Source organism: Pectobacterium parmentieri (assembly GCF_001742145.1).
GTDB classification, from domain to species: domain Bacteria; phylum Pseudomonadota; class Gammaproteobacteria; order Enterobacterales; family Enterobacteriaceae; genus Pectobacterium; species Pectobacterium parmentieri.
In genome coordinates, this window is sequence record NZ_CP015749.1 from 1,514,425 (window position 1) to 1,540,134 (window position 25,710).

At 48.3% G+C, this 25,710-nt stretch carries 21 protein-coding genes and 1 pseudogene; 9 read left to right on the plus strand and 13 right to left on the minus strand.

All coding sequences use genetic code 11. From position 1 onward, the window contains the following. Positions 1–15 precede the first annotated feature (15 nt). The 4 genes from agaE to kbaZ are packed head-to-tail and all read right to left on the minus strand — an operon-like array spanning position 16 to position 3,465. Positions 16–891, minus strand: coding sequence for a PTS N-acetylgalactosamine transporter subunit IID (gene agaE / locus A8F97_RS06695; protein WP_015730514.1), 876 nt, complete (start codon positions 889–891; stop codon positions 16–18). Beyond that, on the minus strand, positions 881–1,663 hold the full coding sequence (gene agaW, locus A8F97_RS06700; RefSeq protein ID WP_014700035.1) for a PTS N-acetylgalactosamine transporter subunit IIC: 783 nt from the start codon (positions 1,661–1,663) through the stop codon (positions 881–883). Before agaW ends, agaE begins: the two co-directional genes overlap by 11 nt. 10 nt (positions 1,664–1,673) lie before the next feature. Continuing rightward, complete coding sequence (agaV, locus tag A8F97_RS06705; protein ID WP_014700034.1) at positions 1,674–2,147, minus strand: PTS N-acetylgalactosamine transporter subunit IIB; 474 nt, start codon at positions 2,145–2,147, stop codon at positions 1,674–1,676. A 25-nt stretch (positions 2,148–2,172) separates the two neighbouring features. After that, positions 2,173–3,465 (minus strand): tagatose-bisphosphate aldolase subunit KbaZ, encoded by a 1,293-nt coding sequence (kbaZ, locus tag A8F97_RS06710; protein ID WP_015730513.1) that lies wholly within the window; start codon positions 3,463–3,465, stop codon positions 2,173–2,175. Positions 3,466–3,710: 245 nt separating this feature from the next. Here kbaZ and A8F97_RS06715 point away from each other — a divergent pair, with 245 nt between their 5' ends. Both A8F97_RS06715 and A8F97_RS06720 read left to right on the plus strand, forming a co-directional pair. Next, on the plus strand, positions 3,711–4,520 hold the full coding sequence (locus tag A8F97_RS06715) for a DeoR family transcriptional regulator (protein WP_014700032.1): 810 nt from the start codon (positions 3,711–3,713) through the stop codon (positions 4,518–4,520). A gap of 62 nt (positions 4,521–4,582) precedes the next feature. Further along, positions 4,583–5,485, plus strand: a complete 903-nt coding sequence (locus tag A8F97_RS06720; protein ID WP_015730512.1) for an endonuclease/exonuclease/phosphatase family protein — start codon at positions 4,583–4,585, stop codon at positions 5,483–5,485. Positions 5,486–5,707: 222 nt separating this feature from the next. Here A8F97_RS06720 and A8F97_RS06725 read toward each other — a convergent pair whose 3' ends face one another. The 5 genes from A8F97_RS06725 to A8F97_RS06745 all read right to left on the minus strand — a co-directional run bounded on the left by A8F97_RS06725 (position 5,708) and on the right by A8F97_RS06745 (position 14,858). Beyond that, on the minus strand, positions 5,708–8,155 hold the full coding sequence (locus A8F97_RS06725) for a putative virulence factor (protein ID WP_014700029.1): 2,448 nt from the start codon (positions 8,153–8,155) through the stop codon (positions 5,708–5,710). Further along, a complete protein-coding gene (locus tag A8F97_RS06730; RefSeq protein WP_014700028.1) occupies positions 8,152–11,139 on the minus strand; it encodes a virulence factor SrfB in 2,988 nt (995 codons plus the stop codon). The genes A8F97_RS06725 and A8F97_RS06730 overlap by 4 nt, the downstream gene beginning before the upstream one ends. A 2-nt stretch (positions 11,140–11,141) precedes the next feature. Next, positions 11,142–12,527 carry an SrfA family protein gene (locus tag A8F97_RS06735; RefSeq protein WP_033071518.1) on the minus strand — a complete coding sequence of 462 codons (1,386 nt, stop codon included), beginning with the start codon at positions 12,525–12,527 and terminating at the stop codon, positions 11,142–11,144. Positions 12,528–12,817: 290 nt separating this feature from the next. Next, positions 12,818–13,507: an expansin EXLX1 family cellulose-binding protein gene (locus A8F97_RS06740; RefSeq protein ID WP_033071517.1), complete on the minus strand. Its 690-nt coding sequence runs from the start codon at positions 13,505–13,507 to the stop codon at positions 12,818–12,820. Between the two features lie 334 nt (positions 13,508–13,841). Then, entirely contained in the window at positions 13,842–14,858 is a 1,017-nt protein-coding gene (locus A8F97_RS06745; RefSeq protein WP_033071516.1) for an NADP-dependent oxidoreductase, read from the minus strand. 91 nt (positions 14,859–14,949) lie between these two features. On the opposite strand from A8F97_RS06745, the gene A8F97_RS06750 reads away from it, so the two are divergent. The 7 genes and pseudogenes from A8F97_RS06750 to A8F97_RS06775 all read left to right on the plus strand — a co-directional run bounded on the left by A8F97_RS06750 (position 14,950) and on the right by A8F97_RS06775 (position 21,948). Continuing rightward, positions 14,950–15,852, plus strand: a complete 903-nt coding sequence (locus A8F97_RS06750; RefSeq protein WP_015730509.1) for a LysR family transcriptional regulator — start codon at positions 14,950–14,952, stop codon at positions 15,850–15,852. 589 nt (positions 15,853–16,441) lie between these two features. Next, positions 16,442–16,697, plus strand: a pseudogene (locus A8F97_RS24570) (IS3 family transposase); the annotation flags it as partial. A gap of 83 nt (positions 16,698–16,780) precedes the next feature. Beyond that, the gene (locus A8F97_RS06755) at positions 16,781–17,176 is read left to right on the plus strand and encodes a cytochrome b562 (protein ID WP_014700023.1); all 396 of its coding nucleotides are present in this window, start codon (positions 16,781–16,783) and stop codon (positions 17,174–17,176) included. A 107-nt stretch (positions 17,177–17,283) separates the two neighbouring features. After that, positions 17,284–17,838, plus strand: a complete 555-nt coding sequence (locus tag A8F97_RS06760; protein ID WP_015730508.1) for a TetR/AcrR family transcriptional regulator — start codon at positions 17,284–17,286, stop codon at positions 17,836–17,838. A gap of 137 nt (positions 17,839–17,975) precedes the next feature. After that, the gene (locus A8F97_RS06765; RefSeq protein WP_033071515.1) at positions 17,976–19,172 is read left to right on the plus strand and encodes an MFS transporter; all 1,197 of its coding nucleotides are present in this window, start codon (positions 17,976–17,978) and stop codon (positions 19,170–19,172) included. A 144-nt stretch (positions 19,173–19,316) separates the two neighbouring features. Continuing rightward, entirely contained in the window at positions 19,317–19,805 is a 489-nt protein-coding gene (locus tag A8F97_RS06770; protein ID WP_033071514.1) for a GNAT family N-acetyltransferase, read from the plus strand. A gap of 169 nt (positions 19,806–19,974) precedes the next feature. Continuing rightward, positions 19,975–21,948 (plus strand): methyl-accepting chemotaxis protein, encoded by a 1,974-nt coding sequence (locus A8F97_RS06775; protein WP_014700019.1) that lies wholly within the window; start codon positions 19,975–19,977, stop codon positions 21,946–21,948. Positions 21,949–22,013: 65 nt separating this feature from the next. Here the strand turns inward: A8F97_RS06775 and A8F97_RS06780 are convergent, their stop codons facing one another. From A8F97_RS06780 to A8F97_RS06795, 4 genes are all read right to left on the minus strand, one after another. After that, the gene (locus A8F97_RS06780; protein ID WP_005968519.1) at positions 22,014–22,280 is read right to left on the minus strand and encodes a YjbD family protein; all 267 of its coding nucleotides are present in this window, start codon (positions 22,278–22,280) and stop codon (positions 22,014–22,016) included. A gap of 395 nt (positions 22,281–22,675) precedes the next feature. Further along, positions 22,676–23,413: a TIR domain-containing protein gene (locus tag A8F97_RS06785; RefSeq protein ID WP_227001592.1), complete on the minus strand. Its 738-nt coding sequence runs from the start codon at positions 23,411–23,413 to the stop codon at positions 22,676–22,678. Positions 23,414–24,045: 632 nt separating this feature from the next. After that, the gene (locus A8F97_RS06790) at positions 24,046–24,954 is read right to left on the minus strand and encodes an alpha/beta fold hydrolase (RefSeq protein WP_033071513.1); all 909 of its coding nucleotides are present in this window, start codon (positions 24,952–24,954) and stop codon (positions 24,046–24,048) included. 106 nt (positions 24,955–25,060) lie between these two features. Next, positions 25,061–25,537, minus strand: a complete 477-nt coding sequence (locus A8F97_RS06795; RefSeq protein WP_015730503.1) for a winged helix-turn-helix transcriptional regulator — start codon at positions 25,535–25,537, stop codon at positions 25,061–25,063. Positions 25,538–25,710: the final 173 nt, after the last annotated feature.

Consider the following 25,710-nt stretch of genomic DNA (forward strand, 5'->3'; position numbering starts at 1 on the left):
ATTGTTTTCTCTAGATTACAGGAAATGGGCAAACTTCCCTACCACACCTAGCACTACCGTGATGCCGATTAGGCGCAGAGGACTCCAGCCTCGCCGCACCAGCGCATACATACACAAGGTATAAACTAACGGTAAGAAGGCTGGCATCAACTTGTCGATAACGTCGGTTTGTAGTTTTACGGCCGCATCACCGGCTGTAATTTCCAGCGTAGTAGCAAGGCGAACATAAGTGGCGACCAGTGCGCCAATCACCGTCATCCCAACAATAGACGCGGCATGACCCACTTTACGAGTGTTCGCTTTAATCAGTGGGATAGCAGCGACGCCCATGCGGTAAGCATAGTGAGCAAGGCCAAAACGCAGGCCAAGGTGCACGATGTTAAACAGAACGATAAAGAGCACGGCACCAAGGATTGAACCTTGTAGGGCAATGCTCGCCCCGATACCGCCACAAATCGGCAGTAAGGTCAGCCAGAATATGGCGTCGCCAATCCCCCCCAGTGGAGCACCTACGGCAATTTTTGTGCTCTGGATACTGTTCACATCCTGCTTGGAACGCTCCATTGCCAGGATAATTCCAATAACAAAGGTCACGAGGAAAGGGTGGGTGTTGAAGAACCCCATATGGCCTTTCATGGCGCGTGCCAGATCGTTTTTATTGGTGTGGATCTTTTTCAGTGCGGGCAATAAGCCATAAAGCCAGCCAGATGCCTGCATACGTTCATAGTTGAAGGAAGCTTGTAATAACATGGAACGCCATGCCACCCGGTTAATATCCGACTTCGTCAGTTCGGAACCGATATGCTGATCTTCATAGACATTGTCATTTTTTTCGACCGCAGCTATATCCGTAACTTTGACGTTCGACAGAGTCTGTTCATTAGATGCCATCTTCAAATTCCTCTTGTTTCACGTGTGTAGGTTGCGGTGGTGTTGGGTCTTTGCGTAAGAAGTCGATCAATGCCATGGCCAGGGCCGCGGCGGCAATCGCCAGCACCGGCAGATTCAGCCAGGCGGCGGCCACAAAACCGAGAATGAAATAGGGAATGTAGACGTTCTTCATCATGATTTTCAGCAGTACGGCAAAGCCGACAGCCGGCATGATGCCACCTGCGACACCTAGCCCATCAATCAAACGAGCAGGTAGCATATCGATGACGGTTTTCGCATGCTCTGCCCCGAAATAGATCGGCAAGAATGCACACAGGAAATAGAAGATACCAAGTGCCAGTAACGCCAGGTAGTTCACCCGTTCAATACCATCGATATCGGCGTTAGCCGCCATCCGGTCGCAACGTGCCATCACACCTGACATGATGGAGAAGAGGAAAGTTATCCCCATTTGTACCGCGACGGCAAAGGGGACCGCGACGCCGACGGCAACTTCAGGTTTAACCCCAGTAGTGATGGCGAAAGTTGTGCCGACGATGGTGCCGATAATTACGTTTGGCGGCTGGGCGCCAGCAAGTGGCGCAAGACCCATCCAGACTAATTCCAGCGTACCACCGGTCAGAATCCCGGTATGAAGGTCACCAAGAATCAGACCTACCAATGGGCCCAGAACCACTGGGCGGTGCATGTGCGTCAGGCCGTTGAACATATCCAAACCGGCAATAAAGGCCAGAATACCCAACGCTAATGCTTGTAATAAGCTAATTTCCATAAAAAATCCCTCAAAGAAGTTTGTAGAGATCTTGAGCGGATTCCGTCGGTACTCCCTGAACAAAACATTCCACTCCGGCCTTTTGCAGACCTTTAAACGCGGCAATATCTTGATCATCTACAGAGACGGTTTTCGCGATTTGTTTTTTGCCTTCTGCGTAGTGCATGTTGCCGACATTAATCCGAGTTACAGGTACCTCACCTTTAACTAAAGTCAGAAAATCATCCGGTTTTTTGCAAACCAACAGGATTTTCTGGCGGTCGGCTGCGCGGTGAATATTGTCGATAACTTTTTGTAGCGACCAGAAACGTACCGAGATCCCTTCTGCCAGAACCATCTCCATTAAATGTTGCTGTACCGAATCTTCGGCCACTTCATCATTGGCAACAAGGACTAGATTTGCGTCGGAAAAACCAACCCATTGAACGCCTACCTGACCGTGAATCAATCGTTCATCAATGCGGCTTAATACAATGTTCGGCATATTTTTTCCTCTTATTATCATTGTGTTAATTGGATTTTGATGTGCTATGGCAAGCGGCATGATACTGACACAATACGCCCTGAATATGGTCGATAATAAGTTTATGCGGCGTGGCCGCGATTTTTCCTGCTCGGACCTTAGCGTATTGAAGTGGCAGATACTGGCTGATCAATGGCAAAGGAATAGATTTATCAGCCAAATTAGTAACAAGTTTTGAATACGCCTCGTCAATTTCTTGATCCGGCCAGTAATAGCGGATGCGGTCGGAGAAACTGTACCCACGTGCCAGACGGCGGTCGCTGTTGGTGCCGTGATAGTGCCGTTTCCAGTATTCAGGGTGATCAAGCATCACGCTCTCAAGGACTTCCCGCAAGCCTGAACATTTATGTGCTGGGTGCAATTCATGCTCGATAGCAGCCAGGGAAAACAGTGCTTCGCGCAGTGCAAAGGTAAGAGCCGGGCCGACTTTCAAGATCGCGAAATGATGCTGGACCAACTGCTGTAGGGCTTGTGGCGTCTGGTAATCGGTGGAGTGCGCTTCAAATACCAATGTGTCGAACGCTTCGATCATCTGGCTGAGGGAAAGTGATTTATCAGGCTGGTAATCAATAACTTGAGTGTGATCAAACTCAACACCCGGTTGAACGACCAGCCCGATAATACGTGACCATAAGTCGCTCAAACCTTGTAACTCAAAAGCATGACGATGGGCTTCCAGTGTCGCTTTCGCCGCTTCCGGAGTGGTAACTGCTAATTCCGCCAGTGTTTCGTGTGCTCCACCTGGCACTGGCACCTCGGTGCCTATAACGTATACCAAATCAGAAGCGCCAAACTTTTCTACGCAGGTTTGTTCGGCTATTTTCGCAAGCCTTGCGGCACGCATGGCAACAATGGCGTCGGTTAACGGGATGGGATCATCCGCGCAAGACATGCTGCAATCGAGATGGATCTTTTTGAAACCTGCGGCGACATAACAACGAATTAACTCATCGGCATTATGCATGGCTGCTTCGGCGGGTGATGATTGCCAATGGTTCGGGCCAAGATGATCGCCACCAAGGATTAACTGCTCGCGCGGGAAGTGGTACTGGTCTGCCGCCTGCTCGACAAAATCACGAAAATCTTGCGGAGTCATGCCGGTATAACCGCCGTACTGGTCAACCTGGTTGGATGTGGCTTCTATTAATAAAAGTGATTTTGCTTCTCTGGCATGGTGCATTGCCGCTTCAAGAACCAAGGGATGAGCAGAACAGACGGCAAAAATGCCACATCGTGGATCCTGTTTATGGTCGGCCACAAACGCGGTTAAATGTTTCATTTATCTCTCCGTGTGGGTTTGTATGCACTTTGCTTTCGATTTATTTCATTTAATAGTGACCTATCGCGTGATAAAAACAAAACGAAAGATAGGGAAATTGAGACCTGTCCCGCAAAAGAAATCAATTGAAAGCCTGGTTAACACAAAGAAAGGAAATGCAGTGTGTAAAGTAAAGACTTGCTTTCCGTGAAAAGAAAGGTGTTAATGAGTGAAATGAAATGAAAGATATGATGAAAGGATAATTTATGAATAATACCGATGCAGCAACGGACAAGCGTGTAACGGGTACAAGTGAAAGGCGTGAACAGATTATTCAGCGTCTTCGTCAACAGGGAAGCGTACAGGTTAATGATCTATCATTATTTTTTGGTGTTTCTACCGTCACTATCCGTAACGACTTAGCTTTTCTGGAAAAGCAAGGTATTGCGGTACGTGCCTATGGCGGCGCATTAGTTTGCGATTCGGGCACTGCGCCGGTTGAACCCACCGTTGAAGACAAAAGTTCTCTAAATACGTCTCTGAAACGCAGTATTGCTCGCGTTGCGGCCAACCTTATCAAACCAGGCCATCGTGTGATTTTAGATTCCGGCACCACTACTTATGAAATAGCGCGCCACATGCGTAACCATAAAGAAGTGATTGCCATGACCAACGGCATGAATGTGGCGAATGCGTTACTCGAAGCAGAAGGTGTGGAACTGTTGACGACCGGGGGGCACTTGCGCCGTCAGTCGCTCTCATTCTATGGCGATCAGGCCGAGCAATCCCTGCAAAATTACCACTTCGATATGCTATTCCTTGGGGTGGATGCTATCGACCTTGAGCGTGGCATCAGTACCCATAACGAAGATGAAGCGCGTCTTAACCGCCGAATGTGTGAAGTGGCAGAGCGCATTATTGTCGTGACGGACTCCACTAAGTTTAACCGTTCCAGTCTGCATAAAATCATTGATACCCATAAAATTCATATGGTTATCATTGATGCGGGGATCCCAACTGAAAGCTTGAATGGGCTACGTAAAGGCGGGATTGAAGTGGTACTGGTTGGTGAATAGAAATTGTCGTGTTTATCTCACGCCTCAAAACGGCAAACCATGAGTTGAATTAAGGAGATGTTATGAATTTGAAAAAAAACGCTGTGATTATGTTTATTACTCTTATGTCTACCACTGTATTTGCATCTGATCTTGTTGAAACTCAATATAAAAGTACTCCAAATAAAATTTATTTAGATTTGGATAAGGCCCCTCAGTTGAAAATTGCTAATTACAACATCGCAGGTGGATTAAGAAATCATAAAGTAGATTTGAATAAAGTTGCCAAAGCAATAAATGCTCTTGATCCAGATATTATTGCTCTTGAGGAAGTCGATCAAAAAACAACGCGTAGTGATGGTATAGACCAGATAAAAGAACTTGCAAAGCTTACCAAAATGTATTTTTCATACGGTGTCGCTATTCAAGCGCATGGTGGTAATTATGGCAATGCCATTTTATCTAAATATCCAATAGAAAAAACAAAGGTATTTAAACTTCCTTCAGGTGATTATGAACAACGTTCACTGATGCTCAGTAAAATTAACATTCCTGGATTTGATTCCCCGGTATATATTTATAACACTCATTTTGACTGGCACGAAGAAGATGAAGTGCGAATGAGTCAGGCGCGTTTTATAAATAGTATAGTATTTGATGATTTGGATCTCGATAAAGATTTTCCAAATCTTGCAACAGGTATTTTCATTCTGGCTGGTGATTTTAACTCAACTAAAAACGATCGTGTAGTGAAAGAACTTAATAAATACTGGAATTTAGTTGAAGTGGCTGGCAAAGATACTCGCACGTGGCCTGCTGGCAATCCAGGTCTGGACCTTGATCACATATTTACAGGAAAAGGGCAAAAATGGAAAATTGAAAAGCTGACTATACCAAATGATGGTAGTGAGGAATTCGGCATTAAGTGGCAGACAACAAGTGACCATATCCCAATTATGGCCACGCTGAAACTGATAGAACAGTAATCCTGTTACTAGTCGGGGATACTAATCTTACAGATTCACTTGCTGTTTTAGTTGTTATATTGAACGAAGAAACAGTGAATGAAGCAGCGGTTGCACTGAATAAAGCAGAAAATGTCGCATGCCATTTTTTATAATTTTATTAAAATATAATAAACATGGATGTTTTTAGATGGATCTTCATTTTCAATAAAGATCCATCTATTGTTATTTACAATAAAGAAGTTATTTTTCAGCCGGTTTAATCAATTCCAGAATCGTGCCCAATTGCTCGCGCTGTTCAGCACTGACTTCGCGTGCAGCCGAATAGCCAGCGTTCTGGATAATCATCTCGTTCAGGCCAACCAGCCAGTCATAAATATAAAACGCCGTATTGTTGGTGGGCGTTAGCGACAGCTTGGTTAGGCGCTGCGAAGCACCAAAGCTGACCGCTTGTTTTTCCGGCTTGGCGAAAATTTTATGGCCGCGATTAATGCGGCTGGCAGGGCGCAGGGATTCATCAAGCTGCTGGAAGCCGAGCCAGGCAACAAAATCCCCGAGAATAGTTAGCACGCGCGAAACCTGACGGTCAGCTTTATTCTCGCGGTTGATGCCCAACGACTCACCATCGACCAGCATATCGACCAATGCCTCTTCAATTCGTAAACGGATACTGCCGGTAATCAATTCTTCAACCAGCATTTCGATCGTTGATTTCGGCACGTTCAGCAGATCGAGGAGCGGGGCATTTTCCGGCAGACCGCGCAGGTAGTTAATCCAGTAGCGATAAACACCGTGTGCATAATCCGCCTCATAGCCATGATCGACGGCAAGAACGGGCGGTGCAGGTTGGTCGAAAGCGATCGGTTCATCGGCAAAGAGATCGATTTCGATCCCGACACCAAACGGATCGCTATTGGCTAAGGGGGCAGAGGGATCTTCAGCATCGGTGAGGAAATTGCCATAGCTTGCGCCTCGTTGTTGCAGATACAGGCGGCGCAGTTCATCACGCGAAGGTAGAAGACGTTCCAGCAGTTCGCCGTGTACACCGGTTCGGGTCTGGAGCGATTTCAGCAACGTTTCTGCGACGCGCTGCTTTTCCGCCGGATCGTCAACATCGACGGGCAGATACCAGTTACCCAACAGGTTATCGCTGAGTTCACGTTGAAGTTCATTAAGCTGTTCACCGATGCGTCCGAGTTTCACTTCCCGGTGGACTTCAGCGCCCAGCCACGTTGCCATACGCGCCACGCCGCGCTTATCCATAGCCAGCATCGTTCCCCAGGCATCGCCAGGGTTACCCACATAGCGCTGAACTGCTGCATCGTAGTTTTGCCCGTGAGTAATACGCCGATCGTGGCGAGTAACCGCCCAAATCAGCCCCGGTTTACGGTGGCTGCGAACCTGTGCGTTTTCACCCTGGATTTGTTTAACCCAGTGATCCAACGCCTTACCGACCACTTTCACATCACCACGGTCGCCAGCGGCGCTGCATACCATCAGTACGTTCATTTCCTGATTATCGGTATAGCGCTCTAGCAGATAGGCGCGTTTTGCACGCAATAGCGTGTGTGCCAGCGGATACGGCATGTTTTGGCGTTTTGCTGGTGGCACGATTTCACCAAAACCGGGGAAATCCAGCACATCGACCTGCTCGAACAGCGCTTCTTTAGGAGGCAAATGCAACGGGATCAGCAACTCCGCCGTCAGCATCGTTAACTCAGCCAGCGAGAGCTCCGTTGTTTTCCCTGCACGACCATTCTGGACCGGGCGCACCAGCACACCGGGATCGTCGGCGCTGTGCAACCGTTCCAACGCGGAACCGTCGATCAAGCTGTCCGCCGGGTTAAAATCATCATCCACCAACGTGCGTAATGGTGCTAACAGCTTACTCGTACCGGACAGGTGTTGCAGCGTGTGGCTGAAATGGCGATACGCAGCGGTCAGCGCATTCAATTCGCCCCACAATATCGAGAAAAGTTGGGCGCGGTCATCAACGGCGAGATAGGGTGCTAATTCAATTGCAACAGGCCAGAAGTGTGCCTCTAACTGTTTCTGCCGTTTGATATCGTGACGTGCGAGATAATCCCAGAGTTCGACCACGTCATCGCGGTCCATCCCTTCGACAGGTTCTGGCTGACGGTGCATCAACAGCGTTTTAATGTGCTCGGCGACATGGCGTTCATCCAATTCTTCAAACGTTGTCTCTTGGTTGAGATCGTTCAAAAATGCGTTGGCCATGATCTTGCCGATATCCAGCTCGTTGAGAAGTTGCAACTGCACGGGAAACGATTTGTTCTTCACGCCAGACTGTCGGCTAAAGCGCGTGACAAGCGCTGCGACCCGGTCAGACGGGTTAATATGATCGATATAATCCAGCGGTTGCCCTTCAAATGAGGTTTCTAACTTGCCGTTTTCTCCCCCGGCCAGCGACGCGATAAGATAGCTTTTCCCCGCCTGAGACAGGCCAAAAAAGCCGATGGCAATCTCTTTCTGTGCCACATCGGACAGGTGCTGCGCTTTATTATGATTACGACGCAATTTGACGATCAGGCGGTCTGCCTCAATATCCAGACGCGGGGCGTTCTGACGCGTAGTTTCAACCCAGTCAATGGCCTGTTCAACACCGTGAGTGACGGCCTGGAGCTGGCCGTGAAGCCGAGTGGAAAGCTGTTTAGGCGTTAATCGTTTCATTTTTTAAATACACTCCCACTATCGATCCAATAATGGGTCGCTCCTGAACCGTTAGCGGATAATGTGTTCAATTTGAGTCGTAAATGATGGGGCGGCACGCGAGTGCCATCTTCCAGTACCGCATCGGCAATCTCAAAGCGCTCAGGGCTGTCCTGATCGTCGCTTTTTGTCACAGCCAACCGGACGTACAGCTTACTGTCACCGACGACCTTACGGGCTAAATCTTGATCGACAATTGATAGCATATAGAGCGAGGATGCAGGCCAGCGCTCGTTGTCTAACTGGCGGAAACCGAGGCAGAGTGAACCGCGCACCTGGAAGCTATGTTTTGGGTCAAGCACGAAATCCGGGGCATCCAGATCGATATCGCTGTAATACACGTTATCCAGTGTCAGTGCGTTATTGCTATCCATCATACCGAGGTAGCGCACCGTAGAGTATGGTTGAAAATCACCGACCTTAAAGTAAAAACCCGGTAGACGCAGATCGAGTGCAAGCAGGCACAGCATCGCGCCGACGGCGGCGGTGGATTTCGGGTTATCGATACGCCCGCGTTTGTTAAACGGATACCAATCATTGGTGTGATACCCATCCAGCGACAGCATTCGGTTAATCGGCAGCGGTTGCAGGTGGCGGAACAGCGCCTGAATCCCCGGGAAGCGCGAAGGGCGGCCAGTGAGCAGCAGCACATCGCACGAATACAGCGATACCACTTCAGACATCAGGCGCAGATTCTGCGTGATATTCATTTTGTTAGACAGGAATTCGCCGTGCAGCTTGTTCAGTTTGAGGATGAGCGGCACCTGCAAAATATCAAATACGCTATCGCTAACCGGCAACTCGCGCTGCACTTCCGTATTGATGTATTCCAGCACTTTGTCCGTCGGTGCCTGATCCAACAATTCGCCGAAGGTCGATTCGATCTCGGCGCTGGTGTCCAGTGGATCAAAGCGCTCATAGGCTTCCAGAATCGCACGCCCGATCGGGATAAAGACTTGCAATGTCACCTGTTGGCGTAGCGTAAGCTGCGCGTCCATACGGCCTTCATTGCCGAACAGTTTCGCCATCAGTGCATCCGGATTGGCCAGCCCTGCGGTTTTTAGCGCAGCCTGCAGAGCAGGGAGGATATAAAGCTGAATCACATCCAGCAGGATATCGTCACCCGCAACCTTAAAGCCTTCGCGGAACAGCAGGCGTGGAATGATTTTGACGTTGTTGCCCACACCGTCATCGAGCAGATATTGCGTAATGGCGAGGTCGGTGGTACCGCCGCCGATGTCGATTGAGGCAATGCGCAGCGTTTTTCCTACGGGTTCACCTTCGTCGAGTTCTTTATCTGGTCGCGCCATGCTGGCGAAGAAATCTTCTGCTCGACCGCCAAAATTCACCTGCGCTTCGTTATACAGGTAAACCATCTGTCCGCATGTCGCTTCGTCCCATTCGATTTGCACGTCAGGAACCGGAACCCGGCTCTGTTGTTTGTCGGCTGGCGTGGTGAAATCGTCATCCATCGGGTGCCAGTCCATCGCTTTCCAGACCAGCGCAATGGCTTCATGCATCCTACGGCGGAAAATTTCGCGTTCAGGCTTCGGCATCGCGGAAGGCAGCGTCAGAATGATATTGCGCAATTGGCGCGGTGCGCTGCTGTGGATCATCTTCAACCGCTGGGCGGCGCTATTCATCTGCATGAGCGCCTGTGCCAGCAGTTCGGAGAGCATGAAGGTCATGATCGAGCTGCGGCTATAGTGCGGTGAAAATACCGGTAAACGCTCATCCAGCGGTTGGTTGTAGAGGGGTTGACCTTCATCATTCAGCATGATGGTCAGCGGCATGGCAGTCGCTAGCGGCTCGGTTTGTGAATGGGCATCGGTCTGGCTGAAGCGCCAGCCTGGTGCATAGCTTTCTTCGTCCCACAGGTAACGACGCGGGCTGGAAATCCCGCTTGAGCCTTCTGTTCCCTGACGCAGCAGTGCCATGTGGCTGGCTTCACGCCCGACGCGAGTGATCGACGGCCAGATGAAAGCGTCATCACGACCGCTTTCCACGGAGAAGTTTTCCTTGCCGAACTTTGCCTGAGAAAATTCAACGCGACTCTCAAACAGTTCGTTATACAGATAATGTGGCTCACTCAGATCGCGCAGTTGCAGTTCATAGGTTTGCTTCAGGCCGTTGCTTTCGTCTGCATGATCCTCAACCAAAATGCCGCAGGTGTGTGAATTTCCGACATCCAAAATCAGGTCGACGTTGACCACCGGCTCCTGCAACGTGCTGGTGTTGATACGGATTTCCGGTATCTCAAGCTGGTTACCCAGCATATCTAGCACATTTAAATAATGTGCCTGATATTCGAATCCCCTTAACGCCACTTTCACATCATGGCTATCACGGTTTTCCTGCGCTTTTGCCTGTTGAGTAAAGACTTCACGCAGCCAGCCGTCAACCCAGGTTTCATCGAGGAATTCACCCAACTCATCGCTGTGATAAGCCAGCGCGAAATTTCCACCCGTTTTGATGTCATTGGCATTCGGTGCCAGCGACTCGTATTCATGACCTTCGGGATAGGTTTTGGTATCGAACGCCAGACAAATGCGGTGCGTGTTGCCGTCTTGATCGGGCGTATCCAACGTCAGGATCTGCATGCGAGCCCAGTTGTCCGGGCCCCCCATAAAAGTACGCGGCGGATTGAAGCGGAAGAAGGGCAGTGGCAACCAGACTTTCTCCAGCAGCTTCAGCGATTGCTCAAGTGAAATACTCAACTCAGGCTTCACCACTTCCGGTTGCATACCCGTTGCAGAAGGCAGCAGGAATTTGTCCGTGTTTTCATCGTAAAGCAGATGCAGTAAGGGGCCGTTGGCACTTTTGCGAACATAGCCGTTAGGCTGTTCAGCCAAAAACTGCGGCTTTAACGCAAAATCCAAAAACTGAATCCCGCTGTCCTGAATCAACGTAATGCGTTGTTTATAATCGGTAATTGTCGCCAGCATGATTATTTACTCTCGCGCTTTATCGTCATCGGGAAAACGGTGTCTGCGTCATAACGACCAATACACTCCGCAGCAGTGCCAGATCCACCTTGTTTACAGACCAGTTCCGGCATTTGGAAACGAGAATTATCGGAACAGCGTGCACCAGAACGACTATTGATGATCAGATTGCCAGAACCCATTAATCCTGCCTCAACATTGGCGCGACACGTGACACCGTCACCATGAGTAATACGCGCAGTCCCTTTGCCATTTTGGATTTGGTAGCGCAGGCTAGGTGGTCTGCCGGTAATCGGTGCTTTCCCATCAACAATGACGCGCCAGTTACCGTTCAGGAATTTAATGGAGCCGATTTTCACCGCATCTGCAGGCATCACTAAGTCATCCTTGCCCGCAGGAAGTGCTGGTACTTGTTCGATAACGGGTTCAACCGGTGGCGCAACAGGTTCTTTGGGTTCAACAACCGCAGGAGCTTCTGGCTTGACTTCTTCTACGATAGGCGGTGCTGAAACAGGAGGCTCAACGGCTTTTACGATCTCTTTTTCTGCTACAGGTGGAGCAGGTGGCGGGGTGGGTTCAGCCGGGGTGGAAGAAGGCAAGGCACGTTTTTCCTGCTTGACCGCTACAGTCTGTTCGGATGTCGGTTTATCGTCTTGTTCTGACACGCAGCCACGTATTTGCAATGCCAGAATAGCTAACAGTACGGCAGCAGGTAATAGCCACCATAGGCGGAAGAATGGCGGACGAGCAGGCAATGCTGTCACTGCGGTAGGCTCTGGCGTTGGCTCGACAGGTTCGGGCTGAGCGATAGGCTGTAGTTCTGGCTCGGGTACCGGTTCGACCACTGCAAGCGTTGGGACGCTTGCAACGGGAGTCGGTGCGACCACAAGTGGTTCGATTTCCTTGATGACCGGCCGCAGACAGTCCAGCGCATCAAGACGGGATTTCTTATCGAGATTGACGAAGCCCCAGAACGTTAAGACGGGCTTGCCATCAACCAGATAGACGTGGTTTGCTCCGGGGAACTGTAGCGCTTTTGCCAGCAGAACACCGAAAAGCTTCTGCCCGGCTTTTTCTGCATGTTGCGCACGCTGGCTGATGTCAGCAACCGCAGTTTGATAGGTTTCCAGTAACGACAGCGCCTTTTCTCGTTCTTCTTCACTGGCAGCAATCCAGGAGGTGACTTTACCGTCAATTGACGCATACCAGTCAATGCGGTCGCCATGCTCGTTGGGTTGGGGGATCGCCAGACAATCGGCAATCTGCTGTTGTTTTCTGAGACGTAACGTTTCCCGCAATTGAAGTGCCGATGCATAAACTGGCTGCCCGTTCTCACCCAGCGCCAGAAAATCATCCAAACTTCCACTACGTAAAAATAATTTTGCCACGCAAAAGAGACCTTTTGTAATGATGCCTAAAGCAGAAAATAGAATGTAATCTGCGACAGGGTATACTGTAGTGCGAATGATGGCGAATCAAACGCTTAAAGAAGTGATAAAACTAACAAATATTTGAGCAATAGGAAAAGTAGGAAACGCGAGGAGTACGCATGTGTAACAGATAACGTCCGGGCAATACGCTGAAAATACTGAAAAAAATGCTATGCCCACATTCAGTCGCGATTTTGCAGAAATGAGGGCCGCTACAGGATGTCAACGTCCCTCAAGAACATGGGTTGTTACAGTTGGACGTTGCCCGTGATCAGGTAAGCGGATGATGTACTTTGAGACATCGGTGGCAACGTATCGCTGAGGACGTTACCCTTAACATCAGTAAATTCAATGGGAATGTCGTTCATTCCGACGTGTTCAACAATAAAGTGGTTATAATCGGTTTTCTGTGCGGCAATCCATTGGTTGTTTCGCATATATTTCATCTCAATAACCGGATATTTTACATTTCTGAATTGCACTGCAGCCCAGTAAGGATTCGAACCTTCTTTTATTCGATAAATAACGTTGCCATTTACTGGTGCCTCGATCAGCGTCCAGTCGATATTAATTTTCCCATCCCGCAGATCGCCTATTTTCTCGAAAGCGTTAAACGATAAGTCTAATGCGCAATCTCCACCTTCAGGGTAAAGATCCGTGACATAAACCACCGTGCTACCTTTTGGGCCATTCACTTTCAGGTAAGCCCCAGCTAGTGATGCTTTAACGCCGCGATAATCCAACTGGCTCCGGTTTAATGCGGTGATCTCCATGTTCTGTGGAATAGGGTCTAGCAGGAGGGCTCCCCCTTGATATCCAGAGCCGGTTGCGGTTGCGTAGCCGTAACAGATATCGTCCAATTCCCACTGGGCGTGGGCGGTATTAATCAGAGGAATAGAGCATAATACAGATAAAGCTAAGGAGGTTATTTTATTCATGTTTCACATCCAATATGATTCAAGATTAATAACATGGTTAAGTTGTAAAAATAAAACACCAAAGCGGACATCCATTTTTAAAACCATCGTCTTGGCTTATAGATAATCGGATATTTTTTCAAATAAGTAAATCGTTTTTATCTTAAAAAAACAGATCAGTAAATATATCAGCTAATTTATTTTATGCGGTGAAATTATTATGTGAATGAAATAATCGATTTGAGTTTCTTATAAATACGTTCTGTGGTTTAAAAAGTATGACGACAGCATAATTTCGCGCCAATATCTCACTCATCCCCCGACCGCAATGCATGGCAGATCGGGGAAGTGATTATCAAAAGTTTGTCAGCACAATTTTGCCCTGAATACTGCCCATTGCAGCACGCTGATGGGCTGCAGATGCCAGTGCTAATGGATAGGTGCTATCGATGACGACCTGGATAATTCTTTTTTCCAGGAGATGTCCAGCTTCAGACAGTTGTGCACCACTTGAACGTACTTGCGTTGATGATACGGTAATATCTTTTTTAGCAGCCTCATTCCTTCCGGAAAAACCCAAAGGATTAACCAGAAATAATGCACCGCCTGGCCTTATACAGCGCAGAAATCGCTCCATATTTGCACCGCCAACTGCATCAAGAACGAGATCAACATTTTTTACCACCTTTTCGGCTGCTGTTTTAGTGTAGTCGATAAACTCATCTGCCCCCAGGTCGCGTAAAAGCGCCTCATTGCGGGAAGACGCCACTGCAATGACCCTTGCACCTTTCCACCTGGCAACCTGAACCGCAAGGTGTCCAACGCCTCCGCTGGCACCATTGACTAACACGGTTCGGCCTTCTAATGGAATGGCTTGATGAGGGAAAGGCTGGAAAGGATTCGGTGCGTCATGCCCCACTTCGACAAGAAACTGCCAGGCCGTGAGTAGTGACATTGGTGCCCCAGCAGCCTGAACATGTCCAATTCCCCTGGGTTTTAGCGCCAGCTCTGATGAAGGAATGCTTACATATTCCGCATAGGCACCACTGCCCTCCATCACTCTCTCCGGAAAACGCACCATCGAATAGACCTCATCCCCGGTTCTGAACCCGGTAACATTTTTACCGACCGCTGCGACGACGCCTGATACATCAGTCCCCAAAATGAGCGGAAAAGAAGAATCTGGCCGCCATTCAGGCGGAAGTGCTCGATAACCGTCACGCAGATACCAGTCTGGTGGGTTAAGGCTGGCCGCCTGCATATGAACAAGGACCTCGTCGCTCCCCATAAGTGGCCGGGGTATGTCTCCATAAAGCAGGTTATCTGGCCCGCCAAACGTGTGTAGCTGTACTGCTTTCATCATCTCAGTCATGACAATCTCACGCTAAAAGCAACTCAGGCGAAAGAGTATATGGCCAATATTCAAGGTTGATAATATGGCTGAATTTCGCTTTAATTATGCCATGAAGGAACAAATAGGTTTTGACAGACTCACCGGTCTCATTGCATTCGCGCGTGCAGGCGCTCTGGGTAGCTATACTGCCGCTGCTCGCTCGCTTTCAGTTTCACCTTCAGCAATCAGTAAAAGTATTCAGCGACTGGAGAAGCGTCTCGGCGTTACCTTATTCACCCGAACGACACGTTCGCTCGTTTTGACTGCCGAAGGCCGGGAACTGCACGAGCGGGCTTTACGGTTGTTACGGGATGCAGAGGAGTTCGAACAGATAGCAAAACGTACACATGCGGAGCCCACGGGTACGTTACGCATTGCAGCCTCGTTACCGACAGGTGTCCATATGATTGCCCCGGTTCTTCCGCAATTTTGTGCGCTTCATCCAAAAGTGACAATTGACTTGCGGTTGAGCGATCGCGTGGTAAGCATCGTTGATGAAAATATTGATATTGCCATTCGGATCGGTGATCTCGCGGATTCAAATCTCCTGTCGCGTCGCCTCCCGCCATATCAGATAGGTTGTTATGCCTCGCCTGAATATTTAGCCAGTTGCGCTCCTTTGGAACATCCCAATGACTTAATAGGGCATAAAACGGTTAATCTGCGTTACCAAAATACGGGGCAACTTTTTCGCTGGCCGTTCCGCTTCGGAGAGCGGGAGATTGAGATTGTGCCTTCGTCAGCGGTCACTGTTGATGCAAGCGAGGCCGTCATCGCCGCAATTGCTGCCGGGGCCGGAATAGGCATGGCCTCAAATTTTATGGCGATTTCCCTGGTAAGGGATAAAAAGTTAGTTCCCGTACTCTCAGATTTTGCGGTGGAGCGACGTAATATTTCGGCTGTCTGGCATGAAAGCCGTCGTTCCAATCCTGCGGTACGTGCATTTCTGGATCATATGCTTACACATTTTTAAATTACCGGTCTCCGGCGATAACAAACACTGCAATGTGAATTGTATCTGTGTCTGGCACATAGTAGGAGGTCAAGTAAGATAGCGTTGAAATTTAAAATCATTGCTATCCGGCCTTTATCCAGAGTATGGCTTGCCGCGTGGCATTCGGGTTTTCTTATTATTTAATAATAATCAAAATATAATTAGATAGTTATCTATTAGTATTAGGTATTGATTTTAGTTTTCTATAAATGTCATGCTTATTCTGGCTATCTATTTTAGCCTTATTTAAAACCAACATGGAGAGTTGACGTGGGTAGAAAAATATCATTCAGAATGCTTTTTGTTGTTTTGGGTCTGCTTAGTGTCAACGGAGTTGCTTTAGCACAAACTCACCCTGGTCCTAATGAATGCTGGTTGGATGAGCAATCCAGTACGTGCAGATAACGTCAAATCCGCATTGCTTCCGGGCGAGGTGTCCGGAAGCAATGCAGGTACGTTTCACGACGTGCGTATCGAAAGAACCCATTTTCGTTGACGTGAATAACTTTTTTTAAAATTCTACAATCTAGCATTACAGTTGCAATTTTGACTTCAGATATGCTCATCGCGTAGCAGCTTGAGTGGGAAAGGATGTTGCTATGATAGTACCTACGTGGAGAGTTTCTTTCATTCCTTGAAAATGGAATGTATCTACGGTGAGCACATTGTCAGTCGGGAAGAGATGAAAGCAAGGGGTTAATTATATCGAGTGCAATTATAACCACACTCGATATAGTGCTTGTGGCGGTCTTAGCCCGGAACAGTGTGCAAACCAGCACCTCTCTGAGGGCTGTATCCTCTTTACGTGGGTAAGATCAACATAACAAGAGCAATATTGGGCTGACCGATTTTTGGTGGTCAGATTTTCTGAGTATGTCGTGCTGTGGAACACAAGCGAGAGTTCAAGATGAATAGAGTGACCAAGATCTGTTTTTCTGTACTGTTGGCCGGTAGTTTGCTGACACCTGTTTTAGCGAATGCAACCGCGTCAGAAGATATGCGCGGTATGCAAAAAAGTTATACCGCTGCCACTAAAGCGGATAATGCCGCAACGTTGAAAACTGCGCTGAGCACATTCCGTGAGCATGTTGCGCAAGCTAAAACGCAGGTTCCGCCTGATTTTGCCAAGCAGCCAGCAGATAGTCCAGACAGAAAAGCCTATGTGGAAGGGCTGGATAAGATTTTGCAAAAAGTGGACAGCGCGCAGGTTCTGGCGGATGCCGGTAAACTGAGCGAAGCCAAAGCAGTGTTAGCTGAAATCAATACGCTGAAAGGTGAGTACCACAGTAAATTGAGAGGCTAAACCGCTTTTCGTTTACCATAAGCCGCCAGTGGGAATCGACCCCACTGGCGGTTTTTTTTGTTATAACGGTTACGATAGCCAGTATTAGCCAGCCAAAGGGGAACAGAATGATGTCACCATCACACGATGCAACGAATGATGGCAAAGATACGCAAAGCAGAATTCTTGAGGCCGCGCTGGAAGTCATACTGGATCATGGTGTGCGAGGGGCAACTTACCGCAAAATTGCGCAGCAGGCCGGGTTGTCGCCAGGGACGCTGACCTACCGCTATAGCAGTATTGAATTGCTGTTAAACAGCGCATTCGTCTATATGATCGACGGTATCTCACACGCATTCCGCGTTCGCCTCAAACAGGCAAAGGACATCAACAGCGCGCGTGAAGCGGTGGTGGACCTGATCTGTGGCGATATCTGGGCAACGCCGCGTCACCTGACATTAAGCTTTGAACTGTACGCGCTGGCATCGAGAAAAGAGGAGTATCGGCTGATATTGCAGGAGTGGATGACGCGCAGCAGAAAATCACTTCACCTCCATTTCAGTATTGCGACCGCGTGTTCACTGGATGCAATGATTGAAGGATATACGATCCATAACTATCTCAATAATGAAGCAGTTAGTCGTGAAGACATTCTCAATACGGTGATCAAGTTGACGTCTTGATTCCGTTAGAGTCGCTCTTTCATGGCATCTTCCCGTTAAAAAAAGAACGCAATGAAACAGGTGCAAAGCGATGCATAATCGTGCGATAGTTATTCGTACATATGTACGAATTTTTTTAAATAAAGACGATGAAAGCGATGACCACAAACCCTGTTATCAATAAATTTGCGCTGTTCGGTCTGATGTTCCTTCCCGGTTTTACATGGGCAACCTGGGTCACCCGAACCCCTGTCATGCGTGATGTTCTGAATGCCTCAACGGAAACAATGGGCATGATTCTGTTCGGTTTTTCATGTGGTTCCATGCTTGGTGTCTTGGGGGCAGGTAAGGTCATTAACGTTATTGGCATTCGTAAAGCTATGCTCAGTGGGCTTCTACTGCTTCTGCTTGGGCTACTCGTGCTTGCCGTTTCGTTGTCGGTTCAGAGCACGCCCAGTGCGTTTATGGGGCTGTTGATTTTCGGCGCAGGCGTCGCTCTGGTTGATATCGCCCTCAATATTGAAGGGGCCGCGTTCGAACAGCATCTGAAGAAAAGTCTGATGACAACACTGCACGGTTTTTTCAGTCTAGGGACACTGGTCGGCGCATTGACCGGGATGGCAATGACGGCGTTTGGCGTTAATACGACGCTGCATTTTGTCATGGTGGCTGCACTGTCGGTACTCACCGCTCTTGTGCTGATGCGCCACATGCCGTGGCTGAGCGATCTGGCAAGCTCTGAACAAGAAGAGAAAGGGAATTACAAAACTCAGGTTTTCAACGAACTTAAAGATAGTCGCCTGTTGATTCTCGGCGTAATTATTCTTGCGATGGCACTCGCGGAAGGTTCTGCCAATGACTGGCTACCGTTATTAATGATCGATGGTCACAACTTTGGCCACACGACCGGGACGCTGGTTTATGTCGGGTTCACGGCGGGTATGACGCTAGGTCGGTTTGCCGGAGGGTATTTTGTCGATCGCTTCGGTAAGGTCAATATGCTCCGTTTCAGTGCGGCTTCTGCTGCACTTGGGCTGACGCTGGTGATCTTCTCTGATGCTCCACTGCTGGCTGCTGCCGCCGTTATCTTCTGGGGTATTGGTGCATCGCTGGGCTTTCCGCTCACGATCTCCGCCGCAGGAAGTGGAGAAAACAGCGCCGTTCGCGTCACGATTGCTGCAACATTGGGTTACTTTGCTTTTCTCGTCGGTCCGCCTGCATTGGGCTTTCTTGGTGAGGTTGCAGGGTTGCGCATCGCAATGTTGCCTGTGCTTGCCATGGTTATTCTGGCTTTTATTTGTTCGTCTTCTGCCCGAGATCGTGCGGCCAGCACGGCATCTGAAACGCCATCCTGACGTTTTTGCGCGGCTCCGTATTATCGGAACCGCGCAATATATGTCAGTATGTTGATTACATTGAAAATAAATTACGTGATGGCTGCCAACACTGAATAACAGCAGTGAGCCGGGCCGTCACTCTGCTCTGGGAACGTTAACGCAATGGTAAATTTAACGGATATGAACGAGTTGGATTACCCCGACTACCGTCAGTTTTTTATTCTTGAATATGCTCAGGATTTACAAGCTTCCCGAGGATATGACGCGGAAAAGGCGAGGGCGATTGCTACACAATCCATCGATATTGCGCTACCGCAGGGCAGTCACACGCCAGCCAATAAATTATGGTCCATTCAGTCTTTAAATAACGAAGGTGTCATCATCGGCTATTTGTGGGTGGTTCTGAACGGAAATTCTGCCTGGGTATCTGATTTTAGCCTACTGCCAGCATGGAGGGGGCGCGGTTTTGGTAAAGCCTCGTTGGCAGCGATGGACGTGGCAGTCGCTGCGTTAGGTATTCGCGAAGTCGGGTTGAGAGTCGCTACGCATAACCCGGTCGCCAAGGCTTTATATGAAAAACAGGGATTCCAGATTACCGGTTTTAATATGCACAAAAGCTTGGAATCTGACTCATCATCAGACTGCGATTAAGCCTATGACGTAAAAAAACGATCTTCGACGATCGCTGGCCTCCGCCCCTTATCTCTTGTTCATTTCTGCGCCACTAAAGTTCAAAAAAAAAACGCCGATAGACAAGTAGCAGGGAACTCATTGCAAGGGAATGTTGATTACGATCAAGATCAACACCAGGAGAGCCATAATGGCCACGCAATTAATACAAAAAAAGACAATGAGCACCCGCGCCCAGGTATTGTTAACTGGCGCATTCACCATCGCACTCGGTTTCGCTGTCACCATCGGAGTACTCAGTTGGCAATCCAGTAGTGAACAAAAGTCTCTGGCCGAACGCTATTTACAGCAGATAGCCCAAAGTGAAGCCCTGAGAATTCAACAGGAACTCAACTACGCCCGTGATGTGGCACATAACCTTGGGCAAGGGCTGGTTGCTTTGCCATCCGCAGGCATTAAAGACCGCGCTGTGGTCGATAAAATGATGGAATATGCTCTGCGGGATAACCCAGAGTACCTCTCGGTTTCAGTTATTTTTGAAGAGAATGTGTTTGACGGACGTGATGCCGAGTTTGCCGATCAACCGGGTCAAGCACCGAAAGGCCGCTATGCCTGGTTTGTTGACCACGATCAGTCTGGCAATTACACGATGCATCCTCTGCTTTCTTACCTGACTCCCGGCCAGGGCGATTACTACCTGTTGCCGCAAAAGAGCCAAAAAGATACGCTAATCGAACCCTACACCTATGCTTACAACGGCGTTCCAACGCTGCTGACGTCAGTCGCCGCACCGATTGTCAGTCAGGGGAAACTGTGGGGCGTCGTCACTTCCGACATTTCTCTTGCGTCATTGCAGCAAAAAGTTAACCAGATTAAACCCTGGGAAGGCGGTGGATACGCGATGCTGTTATCCAGCGCGGGTAAAGTCATTTCTTATCCTGATAAATCCCTGACGAGCAAAGCTTGGCAAGGGGCAACGGACAATTTCACCTCTTCAGTAGTACAGCACGATGATGCGATTCTGGGCGAACAAGCGCTGGTTACCTGGCAACCGGTTACCATCGGTAACAGTACGGAGAAGTGGTATCTCGGGATTGTTGCGCCAGTGAGTCAGGTGATGGCCGCGTCTGAGCGCCAGTTGATGAACGCGGTGATCATGATGGTGATCAGCATTCTGTTGGTGAGTGCGCTGCTGGGCTGGGTATTCAGTCGTAAAGTGCTTAAACCTATTGGTGGTGAGCCACTTGAAGCCGCAACTATCGCGCTGTCCGTTGCGGAAGGGAAATTGAGTAATGTGATTGACGTGAAAGCCAACGATCGCAGCAGCCTGTTCTTTGCGCTGCATACGATGCAATCGCAACTGCGCCAGGTGGTTGGACAAATCAAAGATGCCAGTGATTCCGTGCGGCAAGGCGCAGCGGAAATTGCCAGTGGCAACCTCAATCTTGCCTCGCGTACTGAGCAGCAGGCTGCTGCACTTGAGCAAACGGCGGCGAGCATGGAAGAGATCACTGCCACGGTGAAACACAATGCCAACAACGCTCATCAGGCCACGACGCTGACAGAGAACGCCACGAAAATAGCCCAACGAGGTGAATCGCTGGTTAGCCAGGTGGTGCAGACGATGTCACAGATTGACGATAGTGCGAAGAAGATTGGCGACATTACCTCCATGATTAACAGCATCGCTTTTCAGACCAATATTCTGGCGTTGAATGCGGCGGTAGAGGCGGCGCGGGCGGGTGAACAGGGCAGAGGATTCGCCGTCGTGGCATCGGAAGTTCGCAGCCTGGCACAGCGTAGCGCCAGCGCGGTGAAAGAGATTGCCTCCCTGATTGAGGAATCCAGCCAGCGTGTTGAAAGCGGCGTTAAACTGGTGAACGATGCGGGTAAAACCATGCAAGATATGACGCATGCTGTCAGTTCGGTACAAAGTATTATCGGTGAGATTGTCACCGCATCGGACGAACAGGCGAAAGGCATAAGCCAGGTAACGATTGCCGTTAATGAAATGGATGGCGTAACACAGCAAAACTCCGCACTGGTACAGCAGATGTCTGCCGCAGCCAGTTCACTGGAAGATCAGTCCATGCTGTTGGCGCAAACGATAGAACATTTCCGTCTGGAACAGCAGCACACTTTACCCCATGCGTTATTAAAGTAAAAAAGAAATACGGCTATCCGGCGACCATATGGTTGCCGGATAGCATATCTAATGGTACAGGGTGGCTAGCGACGGCCCCGTAAATTTGTATTCGCGGACCATTCATACGTTGTTGATGAATCAGGTTTAAACTTATTTTTCTTCTTCTCTGCTCGTGCTTGTTTTGCCACGGCTTCACGTTCCTTCATCAGCTTATCGATGTAATCGTCTTTAATATGATTACTTTCAGAGTTGGTCAGCGGGCGGTCCTGCTTTTTTCTCGCCTGATCGAGTAACGTCTTAAGCTGACGTTGTTCGCTTTCTGTCATGTCTTTCTGAGTCAGTCTGGGCATGGGGATGGGCCTGATAAGCGGGCTGGAAAACTCATTGTAGAGGAAAACGCACAGAGGCCCAGATAAATTACGGGGACTTCATTAGGACGTGAAAGTTTTTCTATACAATCCGTTCCATAGGAAGAGGCTACGCAAGTACCGGATTTACTATTTTGCTGCCGTTCGCTGGCCCGAGCGGGAAACTCTATCGTTATCGGATTGTCAGCCACAGGGATGATTTTTGATGGCGGAAAAAGTGTTTTACGGATGTGGGGAATTTGTTCTGTAGAACGGCCAGTTCCTGCCTGTTCATTCGATGGTTCGCATAATGTTGTCGACGTTATGGTAAAAAGGCCGCTGCGAAAATAAAAACCGCGCAGCGGTCTCTTTAGCATAACGTCATTGTGCGAAACAATTTAATTGATTATTTTTTCTCGCTCCAGAACTTCTCTTATATTTTGGAACGCCGCGCTGATATTTCCTTTGGGAAATCTAATTTGCCCCAAACCATTTATATTGGAAAATTCTTCACATCCATCTTCTAATAATACAATTGCTCGCTCAAATCCTAATCGACCTTGAAATAACCCAACCTCATGGATAACATTCATCCGAGCCTGCTTATTCCCATCCATCATTTCATCTTCTGCAGTCATTAAGAGGAATGCTATGCAGGATTGATCCAGCATTTGAACTAACCTGGTAATATTAGTAACTCCGGCGACGGGAACTCGATTAAACTCGTCGTAAGGTAAGTGCAGTTTATCCTGAACAAAATCTTTAAGTTCTCTCCACATTGCCGAACGACCGTGGCCAATGAAAACATTCGTTCCAATTCGTTCAGATACCATTACCTTATCTTCAATGTTATTGATATGGCTGTATAATTTAATCAAAATCTTTCTTAACTCATCACTGGCTTTATATGGATCCTGTAATGCTACAATTTTTGCCCTTACCGCCAGATGAGGAGGGGTTAAAAAACCTTGTGAAACAGCAATTTGGTCTGCACAACGAATCTGGCCTTTAGGACTGCTCGCACTCAAAAAATCGCTTTCAGAGTAAATTGTTATATGCTCTATCTTCTCAATTAGAGACTGAAGGAATTTATCATCAGACGGTAGTTTCTTGATGTTCACATGAATTATTGACAACACGTCATCTTTCGCGTCAATAAAATCGGTGGAACAGAACCGCCAAAGCAGTTTGTGGCTATGCCAATACCATGTTACTCAGGCCTTGGGAGCGCAATGGTTGATCGCCGATAGCATAGGTCGTAGTTTCAAACAGGCGATTAAGTAAAATTGCCTAATCGGAGGATGCGTGAAACACAAAATCACTTGGCGTAATGTTTGTTACGGCGTGGAAAATTGCTACCTGACTGGGAACGGGCGGAGCCGCGGCACGGAGAGATTTTGCTGCCGTTCGCTGGCCCGAGCGGGAAAATTTATCATTACCAGATTGTCAGCCACAGGGATGATTGCTGATGCCAGAAAAAGTGTTTTGCGGATGTGGGGATTTGCTCAGTGTGACGGCCAGTTCCTGCGTGAATCCCCATTGGTTCGCATAATGTATATTATGTTAAATTGAGTTTAATACACAATCACTTCACGAATCAATCCCCACCACTAAAAATCATGTAGCTAAAGCGCCGCTCACCTTTCCCTTTCACGACGTTATGTTTGCAGGTTACCTCCTTCATATCCATATTATCTACAAGGATAAATGCGTAGATCTGTTCGACCTACACGCTGGTGCGATCAACTCGTTTTTCGAGAAAACAATGCTACGCGGAATTCTGATGTCGACATTGTGCGATCTGTACTATCGCATCAGTAACGAGGATGTTTAGCTGATTCGGAATATCATGTCCCATACCGTCAATAAGCATAAATTCAGCTCCAGGGATATTTATGGCAACGTCCTCACCATGTGAAGGTACAAACAGAGGGTCATCAGTTCCATGGATCACCAGTGTCGGAGCCGCTATCCTGGCCAGCAGTGCCCGTCTATCTCCAGAAACAACAAGCGCCGCCATGTGTCTTGCAAATCCCTCAGGGTTGAAACAACGCCTGAGTTCCTCCTTGAATTGACTGCGGCACCTTTCGGCATCAAAGGGATAGACCTTACCCGCTAACCGCTCAGCCTGCCGCAGACGATGATTGATATATTCGGGTTCATTAAGGAAAGGATTAGGAGCAGGTTGCGTCATCAAAGCCATGACGTCTGACGTTGTCTGTGGCAACGAAGGGTTTCCGGAACTCGACATAATTATTGAGAGCGATAACACCCTTTCAGGGTGATGAGCGGCAATAATCTGGGTGATCATCCCCCCCATAGACCTGCCTACAAAATGCGCTGCTGTAATTGAAAGGGCATCCATCAGACCAATTAAATCCCCCGCCATATCATCCAGCGTATAAGGAACGTCCGGTTGACGGTTTGCTAACATGGCTTTATTAACCTCTCCCATATTTGGAACAGGAGAGTCGTGAAAATGTGAAGAACACCCTACATCGCGGTGATCAAAACGAATAACACGATAGCCTCTGCTTACAACGTTTTGACAAAATGAATCGGACCAGCTGATCATCTGAGATCCAAGTCCAGCGACAAGGATGATAACTTCTGTCGATTCATCGCCAAAACTCTCAAACGCAATATTGATACCGTGATAGCGTATATGACCGTACATAATAAATTCCATTATCTTTTACAGCGGATTTATGAACACCTGTATTGCAGGCCATGTACACAACCTCAGCAAGGGCCAATTAGGGCGATTTATCCATGTATTTTGTTCAGTTCCTGATAATGTCATTACTGCCTCCATCTTGAGTTATATTTGGCTGCACGATGTGAAACGACCTAGTACCGATTTCAGCACCGGTAATACGGTCTATCGCTACAGGCTGCACTTCAAGTCCGGTTTCATCATCAAGTATCCGCATGAGTTCACCTTCACCGCGGTATTTTCGTCCCCATGCTTCATACATAAACAGCACAGATAAAAAGTCCCGTCCCGACTCTGTCAGAACGTACTCCTCGCGTGGCGGATGCTCAGAATACAGCCTCTTTTGCAGAAGATTTTCCTGAGTCAGTGAGGCCAGTCGCTTGGTTAACATCGTTGGTACAATCCCCAGGCTTTTACGGAATTGATCAAAACGAGTCATTCCGGCATGGGCATCTCTGAGTATCAGCACTGTCCATGCATCCCCTAAAAAAACGAGGCTTCTTGCAATAGGACAAGATCCGGTTGAGAAATCTTTATTTTTCATAATGTTCACTAAAAGTAGGTTGGAATTTAATTGATTTTAAAGCACATTTTCAAATTTGATTTGTTGGCTGAGATAAACGCGAGTGTCTACAACGACTTTGTCGTCACGTCCTAACGACTGGCAGAGGTAACCGGCCAACCAAGAGTGTAATAAATTACTTGTATGAAGCATTA

Coding starts and splice junctions, on each gene's coding strand:
- A8F97_RS06755 (WP_014700023.1), top strand. CDS start 16,781: ATGAATAGAGTGACCAAGATCTGTTTTTCTGTACTGTTGGCCGGTAGT.
- A8F97_RS06790 (WP_033071513.1), bottom strand. CDS start 24,954: ATGTACGGTCATATACGCTATCACGGTATCAATATTGCGTTTGAGAGT.
- kbaZ (WP_015730513.1), bottom strand. CDS start 3,465: ATGAAACATTTAACCGCGTTTGTGGCCGACCATAAACAGGATCCACGA.
- A8F97_RS06775 (WP_014700019.1), top strand. CDS start 19,975: ATGGCCACGCAATTAATACAAAAAAAGACAATGAGCACCCGCGCCCAG.
- agaV (WP_014700034.1), bottom strand. CDS start 2,147: ATGCCGAACATTGTATTAAGCCGCATTGATGAACGATTGATTCACGGT.
- A8F97_RS06750 (WP_015730509.1), top strand. CDS start 14,950: ATGAAGGAACAAATAGGTTTTGACAGACTCACCGGTCTCATTGCATTC.
- A8F97_RS06780 (WP_005968519.1), bottom strand. CDS start 22,280: ATGCCCAGACTGACTCAGAAAGACATGACAGAAAGCGAACAACGTCAG.
- A8F97_RS06725 (WP_014700029.1), bottom strand. CDS start 8,155: ATGAAACGATTAACGCCTAAACAGCTTTCCACTCGGCTTCACGGCCAG.
- A8F97_RS06795 (WP_015730503.1), bottom strand. CDS start 25,537: ATGAAAAATAAAGATTTCTCAACCGGATCTTGTCCTATTGCAAGAAGC.
- agaE (WP_015730514.1), bottom strand. CDS start 891: ATGGCATCTAATGAACAGACTCTGTCGAACGTCAAAGTTACGGATATA.
- A8F97_RS06720 (WP_015730512.1), top strand. CDS start 4,583: ATGAATTTGAAAAAAAACGCTGTGATTATGTTTATTACTCTTATGTCT.
- agaW (WP_014700035.1), bottom strand. CDS start 1,663: ATGGAAATTAGCTTATTACAAGCATTAGCGTTGGGTATTCTGGCCTTT.
- A8F97_RS06745 (WP_033071516.1), bottom strand. CDS start 14,858: ATGACTGAGATGATGAAAGCAGTACAGCTACACACGTTTGGCGGGCCA.
- A8F97_RS06740 (WP_033071517.1), bottom strand. CDS start 13,507: ATGAATAAAATAACCTCCTTAGCTTTATCTGTATTATGCTCTATTCCT.
- A8F97_RS06730 (WP_014700028.1), bottom strand. CDS start 11,139: ATGCTGGCGACAATTACCGATTATAAACAACGCATTACGTTGATTCAG.
- A8F97_RS06715 (WP_014700032.1), top strand. CDS start 3,711: ATGAATAATACCGATGCAGCAACGGACAAGCGTGTAACGGGTACAAGT.
- A8F97_RS06765 (WP_033071515.1), top strand. CDS start 17,976: ATGACCACAAACCCTGTTATCAATAAATTTGCGCTGTTCGGTCTGATG.
- A8F97_RS06760 (WP_015730508.1), top strand. CDS start 17,284: ATGATGTCACCATCACACGATGCAACGAATGATGGCAAAGATACGCAA.
- A8F97_RS06770 (WP_033071514.1), top strand. CDS start 19,317: ATGGTAAATTTAACGGATATGAACGAGTTGGATTACCCCGACTACCGT.